Genomic DNA, 1995 nt, shown 5'->3' with positions numbered 1-1995 from the left:
CTTTGCCGTCATGACCGGGGCCTTGCTTGCCGGCTCGGCCTTGGTGGCCGATGCCGCCTGCAGTGCCGCCAGCCTGCGCGCTTCCTCCTGCTGCTGGCGGATGAGTTGGTCCAGTCCGCCGCTGTCCGGGCTGCTGGTGCGCTCCTGCAGCTTCTTGGCCTTTTTCGCTTCGGCCTCCTTAGCCTGGTCCGACTCCATGCCGCTCTGGTAGAAATAGCCGAGCGTACCCACCGCCACCGCCGCGACCACGCCGAGGGTGGTGACGATGTTGCGCGGCACCTTGCCGCTGGTCAGGCGCGTCTTCGCGTCGGAAACGTCAGTCACGGGCTGCTTCACGGTGCGCGCCTCGCTCAGAACAGGCCAAGGATGCGGCGCTTGCCGCGCTGCACCGTCACTTCGGTATCGCCCGAGCGCAGCGCGACCTCGTCGGCCAGACGCTGCAGCACAAGGAAGTCGCCGCGCCGGATAAAGTTCGCCACCACGTAGTCGCTGCCGTCCTTGACCAACGCCACCGGCCAATCGGCGGCCTTGGGCATGCGCATCCAGATTGCCTTGCCGTCGTCAAACACCGTCTCGGGCTTGAAACTCGCGCTACCCGACACGCCATAGTCGAAATTCAGCTTGTCGGGGGAAACTGCAACCGCATCGGGCAGCGCCGCGCCGCCATCGCGCTCTTCCGGCGCCCCCGACTGCTCGGCGCGCGCCTTCGACTTGGCGCCAAATGGGGCCTGAACGCGGAAGCGCACCTTCTGGTAGAAGATCCCGCCCAGCGGCGAGGACACCAGCGTGAACTCGTAGCTGCGCTTGTTGGTATTGACCGACAGCGTGTTGACCAGACCGGGCCCGTTCGGCTTTACATACAGGTGGTTCGCGCCGTCCGTGTCAAAGCTCCAGCGGATGTTCTCGCCCCAGGCCGGATCGCCCACGATCTGCTCGTCGGGACCGAACTCGATCGTCGTCGTCTTCAACGGGGCGGTGAGCACGCGGAAGATCTGATCCGCGCTGTAGGGAAACACCACCAGGCGGGAGTCACCGGGCAAGGCTACCGGCTCGACCCCGCCATTAAACGGATTCATCGGGTTCATGGCGTCGGCCATGTCGCCAATGCCCAGTGCAGGCAGCCGCGGCGGCGCCTTTCGCGATGGCTTGTCGGCCGAGAAGCCGGGGCCTGCCGACAGCATCAGGCAGATGGCCGCTGTCAGGCCAACGACGGAGAAACGGGAACGCAAGGAGTGGGACATGGCTCAGGCGGCGGATTTTTGGATGCTGAAGAACACGGGATAGATGCCAAACGGATTGGCTGAGAGGGCCGCGTCGCTCTTCGGGGGATCAATCTGGTAGCGGAAGGTCATCGCATAACGCTGCTTGCGCGGCTTCGTGCCCTCGTCGCGGGTGGACGTGACAAACTCCACCGCGACGGTGTTGTCCGGCAGCAAGGCAATGTTGGTGACCTGCACCTCGCGCACCAGCGAGGGGCTTTGCGCGATGGCGCGAAACGGCGCGTCCTCCGCCAGCCAGTCCTCGAACTGCTTGCGAGCGGCACCCACCATCTGCTTCTTCACGGCGTTGATATTCTGGAAGATGCGCGAGTCCTCGATCTCGGCTGCCAGCACCGGCTCGATCGTGAACATGCGTGTCACCACGTCGCGGAATGCAACCTGGATTTCCAGCGCCTTAGGCTGGTATGCGTCCAATTCCCGCGCCACCGCTTTGCCGTTGGCATCGGCCGACACGCCGACCACGCGCACGACCGGCTCGGGCGGTTGGCGCGTCATCACTGCCGCCACCGCCACCAGGGCGGCCACCAGCGCGGCCAGCTTCCAGTGATTGCGCTCGACCATCACACGTGCGGTGCGGTCGAACAGGAACTGCATGACGTCCTCACCTGCGTACATGCCAGGGGCGGGAGAGAGGACCTTCTTGGATTCGTTGCGGCGGGAGAACAGTGGCATTAGGGCACCTGTTTGGATGCCGCTAATTGAACCAGCGAAACGC

2 protein-coding genes and 1 pseudogene are annotated in these 1995 nt (G+C 64.8%); all 3 read right to left on the bottom strand.

What is annotated here, in order from left to right; translation table 11 throughout:
* Positions 1 to 324, bottom strand: a pseudogene (locus ACYP5B_RS46085) (TrbI/VirB10 family protein); the annotation flags it as partial.
* A gap of 26 nt (positions 325 to 350) precedes the next feature.
* A complete protein-coding gene (locus tag ACYP5B_RS46080; protein ID WP_459574039.1) occupies positions 351 to 1241 on the bottom strand; it encodes a TrbG/VirB9 family P-type conjugative transfer protein in 891 nt (296 codons plus the stop codon).
* A 3-nt stretch (positions 1242 to 1244) separates the two neighbouring features.
* The gene (locus tag ACYP5B_RS46075) at positions 1245 to 1952 is read right to left on the bottom strand and encodes a VirB8 family type IV secretion system protein (RefSeq protein WP_459574038.1); all 708 of its coding nucleotides are present in this window, start codon (positions 1950 to 1952) and stop codon (positions 1245 to 1247) included.
* Positions 1953 to 1995 lie beyond the last annotated feature (43 nt).

Source organism: Cupriavidus sp. 8B (genome assembly GCF_054589115.1).
Note: the sequence above shows the minus strand (reverse complement) of the source record. Positions and strands in the feature narration are given on the sequence as shown.

Bases quoted from the DNA above. Each gene is read 5' to 3' on its own strand.
- ACYP5B_RS46075 (WP_459574038.1), bottom strand. From the start codon at position 1,952: ATGCCACTGTTCTCCCGCCGCAACGAATCCAAGAAGGTCCTCTCTCCC.
- ACYP5B_RS46080 (WP_459574039.1), bottom strand. From the start codon at position 1,241: ATGTCCCACTCCTTGCGTTCCCGTTTCTCCGTCGTTGGCCTGACAGCG.